Here is a 5,105-nt window from a genome sequence, read left to right as displayed (position 1 = left end):
GGTTTCGCAGCTCAGCGCGACCCCTCATCCGTCAGCCCTTGGCTGACACCTTCTCCCGCAAGGGGAGAAGGGAAAGCTAAACCCGCCGCATCGACGTGATCAGCACGGGCGGATTGATCATCTGGCCCTTCATGCTCGGGTTCAGCGGGACGCCGTCGGTCTTCGAGGCGAGGATCTTGCGCACCACGTCCATGCCCTTGACCACGGTGCCGAAGGCCGCGAAGCCCTGGTTGTCACCTTTGCCGCCCGGCTTGGCGTCGAGATAGGCCATCGGGCTGGCGCAGATGAAGAAGTCGCTGGTGGCGCTGCCGGGCTCGTTGCGGGTCATCGAGATGGTGCCGGTCTTGTGGCGCAGGCCCGTCATCGTCGTGCTCTCGTGGGCGATGGGGGCAAAGCGGCGGCCACGGGGCGCGGGGCCGGCCTGGATCGAGCCGCCGCCCTTGACGCCCTTGGACCGCACGGCGCGATAGAAGGTGCCGCCGTCGAACTTCTTCTTGTCGGCATAGCGCAGGAAGTTGGCGCTGGTGATCGGGGCCTTCTTGTCTTCCAGCTCGACCACGATGACGCCCAGCGCCGTCTCGATGGCCACGCGGGGCTTGGCCCCCGCCGCGCGGGCGGGCAGGGCCCCGGCGGCCAGCAGACCTGCGGCACCCAGAAGGCTGCGGCGGGCGATCCAGTGGGCGGTCATGGGCGGGACTCCTGCGGTTGTCGTGCTGTCTTAGCCCAGCGGGGCGCGGGGCGTCGACGGGGCAGCGTTCATCCCCATCGCGCTGCGCCCGCGATCCGCTAAGCTCCGCCCCGAACGCTTGGGGAATCACACGACATGAAGCGCATCCTGCTGGCCTCGGCGGCCGTTCTGCTGTTTTCCGGTGCCGCCCTGGCCCAGACCCCTGCGGTGCCCGCGCCCGCCAAGGATGCGGTCAAGGATCCCTCCAAAGACCAAAAGGCCGACAAGCCCAAATGGGATGTGCGCACCGCCGGCGGCTATGACCGCACGCTGAAGCTCGATGTCCGCGAAGGCTCGTGGATGGCGCTGGACGTCAGCCCCGACGGCAAGGAGGTGGTCTTCGACCTGATGGGCGACATCTATGTGATGCCGATCGGCGGCGGCGAGGCGAAGAACATCGCCAGCGGCATCTCGTGGGACATGCAGCCCACCTGGTCGCCGGACGGCAAACAGATCGCCTTCACCTCCGACCGGGGCGGCGGCGACAATCTCTGGGTGATGGACCGCGACGGCAGCAACCCCAAGGCCGTGTCCAGCGAGAGCTTCCGCCTGCTCAGCCAGCCGGCCTGGACGCCGGACGGCCAGTACATCGTCGGGCGCAAGCACTTCACCTCGGGCCGTTCGCTGGGGGCGGGCGAGATGTGGCTGTTCCACCGCAGCGGCGGAAACGGCGTGCAGCTGACCGAGCGCCGCACCCAGCAGAAGGACTCCGGCGAGCCGGCCTTCTCGCCCGACGGCCGCTACCTCTATTTCAGCGACGACGTCACGCCCGGCGGGGTCTTTGAATACAGCAAGGACCCCAATACCGAGATCTATGCCATCCAGCGGCTGGACCGCGAGACGGGCGAGATCAGCAAGTTCCTCGGCGGTCCCGGCGGCGCGATCCGCCCGACGCCCTCGCCGGACGGCAAGTCCCTCGCCTTCATCCGGCGGGTTCGCTACCAGTCGGTGCTTTATGTGATGGACATCGCCTCGGGCCGCGAGACGCCGGTCTATGACGCGCTGGACCGCGACATGCAGGAGACCTGGGCCATCCATGGCGTCTATCCGGCCATGAGCTGGACGCCGGACGGCAAGACCATCGTCTTCTGGGCCGGCGGCAAGATCAAGCGTATCGACGTGGCCAGCAAGGCCGTGGCCGAGATCCCGTTCCACGTCGCCGACACCCGCTTGGCCCGCGAGGCCGTCCGCTTCCCGGTCAAGGTCGCGCCCGACGCCTTCGACGTGAAGATGATCCGCTGGGCCAAGACCTCGCCGGACGGCACGAAGGTGGTGTTCGAGGCGCTGGGCAATCTGTGGATCCGCGACCTGCCGGCCGGCACGCCGCGCCGCCTGACCAAGCAGACAGACCATTTCGAGCTCTATCCGTCGTGGTCGCGCGACGGCAAGTCCATCGTCTACACCACCTGGAACGACGACAGCCTGGGCAGCATCCGGGTCGCTCCGGCGACCGGCGGCGAGGGCCGCAAGGTCAATGTGAACCCCGGCCGCTTCGTCGAGCCGGTGTTCTCGCCGGACGGCAAGACCATCGTCTATCGCGCCTCGGCCGACGGAGCCCTGCTCAGCGCCCTGTGGACCCGCAATCCGGGCCTCTATCGCCTGCCCGCCGCCGGCGGCGAGGCCAGCCTGATCACCGAAGACGGCTCGGCCCCGCAGTTCGGGGCCGCCAGTGACCGGATCTTCTTCGTCGGCCGCCAGGACAAGCTGGTGGCCTTGAAATCGGTGGATCTGAACGGCCATGAGCCGCGCACCCACCTGACCTCGGAATGGGCCTCGGAGTTCGCCGTCTCGCCCGACGAGAGCTGGGTGGCCTGGACCGAGCGCTTCAACGCCTATGTCGCGCCGTTCACGAGGACCGGCCGAGCGGTGTCGGTCAGTGTCGACGGCAAGGCCCTGCCGCAGACCAGGGTCACCCGCGACGCCGGCGACTGGATCCACTGGTCGGGCGACAGCAAGACCCTGAACTGGGCTCTCGGTCCGGAGCTGTTCAGCCGCGACCTCAAGCAGAGCTTCAGCTTCGTCGAGGGCGCGCCGGCCGAGCTGCCCAAGCCGGCTGAGGCCGGGATCAATCTCGGCTTCAGCCAGCCGGCCTTCAAGCCGGTGGGCAAGCTGGCCCTGACCGGGGCGCGCCTGATCACCATGAAGGGCGACGAGGTCATCGAGGACGGCGTCGTGGTGCTGGACGGCAACCGCATCGTCGCCATCGGGGCCAAGGGGGCGGTGACGGTTCCGGCCGACGCCAGGGTGATGGACCTGACCGGCAAGACCATCATGCCGGGTCTCGTTGATGCCCACTGGCACGGCTCGATGGGCTCGGACGAGATCATTCCGCAGCGCAGCTGGATCAACTATGCGGCCCTCGGCTTCGGGGTGACCACGATCCATGACCCGTCAAACGACACCAGCGAGATCTTCGCCCATTCCGAACTGCAGCGGGCCGGCAAGGTGGTGGGGCCGCGGATCTTCTCGACCGGTACGATCCTGTACGGCGCGGCCACGCCGTTCACCGCCAAGGTCGAGAGCCTGGACGACGCCCTCTCGACCCTGCGCCGGATGAAGGCGGTCGGGGCCTGGAGCGTGAAGAGCTACAACCAGCCCCGCCGCGACCAGCGCCAGCAGATCATCGAGGCGGCCAACGAGCTGGGCCTGATGGTCGTGCCCGAGGGCGGCTCGCTGTACCAGCACAACATGACCATGATCATGGACGGTCACACGACGGTCGAGCACTCGATCCCGCTGGCGCGGCTGTATGACGATGTCCGGCAGATCTGGCCGCAGACCAAGGTCGCCTATACCCCGACCCTGGTGGTCGCCTATGGCGGCAATTCCGGCGAGAACTACTGGTACCAGCACACCAAGGTCTGGGATGACGCGCGGCTGCAGCAGTATGTGCCGCGTCGCCTGCTCGACAACCGGGCCCGGCGCCCGGTCCAGACCCTGGACGAGGAGATGAACCACATCGGCATCGCCCGCGAGGCCACGGCGCTGAGCCGCCTGGGCGTCACGGTCGAGATCGGGGCCCACGGCCAGCGCGAGGGCCTGGGCGCGCACTGGGAGATGTGGATGTTCGCCCAGGGCGGCATGACGCCGATGGAGGCCCTGCGGGCCGGGACCCTGAACGGGGCCAGGGCGCTGGGCATGGACAAGGATGTCGGCTCGCTGGAGGCCGGCAAGCTGGCCGATCTGATCGTGCTGGACGCCAACCCCCTGGCCAATATCCGCGTCACCACCGCGATCGCCTACACCATTGCCAACGGCCGGGTGTTCGATGCGAAGATGAATGAAGCGGGCAAGCCAGCCCGGCCGCCGTTCTGGTTCCAGAGCGCGGACGGCGAGGCCCTGAGCGTGGACCTCTCCACGGCCGACGCCCACGGCCATGATCGCGACTGACGACGTGCTCCTCTCACCCAGACCAAGGACATCCTGATGTCGATCCTGACCGTGATCTATCCCGCCGCGCCCGGGGCCCGTTTTGACCTCGACTATTACGTCGCCCATCATACGCCGCTGGTGAAAGAGGTTCTGTCGCCGGTCGAGGTGGTGATCCGCCAGGGTGTGGGTGATCCGGCCGGCGGTCCGCCGCCGTTCGTGCTGATCGCCGACATCGTCTTCGCCGACGGTGCCGCCATGGCCGCAGCAATGGGCTCGCCGCGCATGGGCGAGGTGGTCGCCGACGTGGCCCAGTTCACCGACATCCAGCTGGTGACCCAGATCTCGCGTCCGGTCGGCTGACTGCAAAGCAGGCCTGAATGTTCGATGTTCCGCCTCAGGCGACGCCGGTCCAGGAAGTGATCGTGACCGGGGCCCGGTTGCCGCCTTCAGCGGGCGACCGGGCCTTTTCGATCCTGCGTCTGGATGGGGCCGACCTGGCCCGCAGTCCGCGGCTGGACGAGGTGATGTCCCAGGCCCCGGGGGTGTCGCTGTTTCGGCGCACCTCCAGCCAGGGGGCCAATCCGACGACCCAGGGCCTGTCGCTGCGGGCCATCGCGCCCTCGGGGGCCGGCCGGGCCCTGGTGACCCTGGACGGCGTGCCGCAGAACGATCCGTTCGGCGGCTGGGTGATCTGGACGGCCCTGCCGTCCGAGGGGATCGCGGCGGTCGATATCGTGCGCGGGGCCGGTGCCCAGGCCTACGGGGCCGGGGCGCTGACCGGCGTGGTCAGCCTGCAGGGCGTGGATGCCGTCAGCGGCGTGGCGCGCCTCGATGCCAGTGCCGGCAGTCTGGGCTATCGGCGGGGGAGCCTGGCCCTGGGGCAGGCGATCGGGCAGGGCGGGGTGCTGCTGACCGCCAGCGCCGAGCACAGCGACGGCTGGACGCCTGTCCGGGCCGGGCGGGGTGCCGCCGACCGTCCCCTGGCGCTCGACGCGTGGTCGGCGGC

4 protein-coding genes are annotated in these 5,105 nt (G+C 68.9%); 3 read left to right on the top strand and 1 reads right to left on the bottom strand.

Going from position 1 to position 5,105, the window contains the following annotated elements; genetic code table 11:
* Positions 1-76 precede the first annotated feature (76 nt).
* On the bottom strand, positions 77-688 hold the full coding sequence (locus DBR10_RS07385; protein ID WP_108505087.1) for a peptidylprolyl isomerase: 612 nt from the start codon (positions 686-688) through the stop codon (positions 77-79).
* Between the two features lie 135 nt (positions 689-823).
* On the opposite strand from DBR10_RS07385, the gene DBR10_RS07380 reads away from it, so the two are divergent.
* From DBR10_RS07380 to DBR10_RS07370, 3 genes are all read left to right on the top strand, one after another.
* On the top strand, positions 824-4,117 hold the full coding sequence (locus DBR10_RS07380; protein WP_108505088.1) for an amidohydrolase family protein: 3,294 nt from the start codon (positions 824-826) through the stop codon (positions 4,115-4,117).
* A gap of 36 nt (positions 4,118-4,153) precedes the next feature.
* Positions 4,154-4,459, top strand: coding sequence for an EthD family reductase (locus DBR10_RS07375; protein ID WP_108490166.1), 306 nt, complete (start codon positions 4,154-4,156; stop codon positions 4,457-4,459).
* Between the two features lie 17 nt (positions 4,460-4,476).
* Positions 4,477-5,105, top strand: a 629-nt coding sequence (locus DBR10_RS07370; RefSeq protein ID WP_158273154.1) for a TonB-dependent receptor, incomplete at its 3' end; no start/stop codon positions are given.

The sequence above is a fragment of the Caulobacter sp. HMWF025 genome, from assembly GCF_003060965.1.
In the GTDB taxonomy this organism is placed as follows: Bacteria; Pseudomonadota; Alphaproteobacteria; order Caulobacterales; family Caulobacteraceae; genus Caulobacter.
Note: the sequence above shows the minus strand (reverse complement) of the source record. Positions and strands in the feature narration are given on the sequence as shown.

Excerpts from the sequence above, each read along its gene's own strand:
- DBR10_RS07385 (WP_108505087.1), bottom strand. The coding sequence starts at position 688 with ATGACCGCCCACTGGATCGCCCGCCGCAGCCTTCTGGGTGCCGCAGGT.
- DBR10_RS07380 (WP_108505088.1), top strand. The coding sequence starts at position 824 with ATGAAGCGCATCCTGCTGGCCTCGGCGGCCGTTCTGCTGTTTTCCGGT.
- DBR10_RS07375 (WP_108490166.1), top strand. The coding sequence starts at position 4,154 with ATGTCGATCCTGACCGTGATCTATCCCGCCGCGCCCGGGGCCCGTTTT.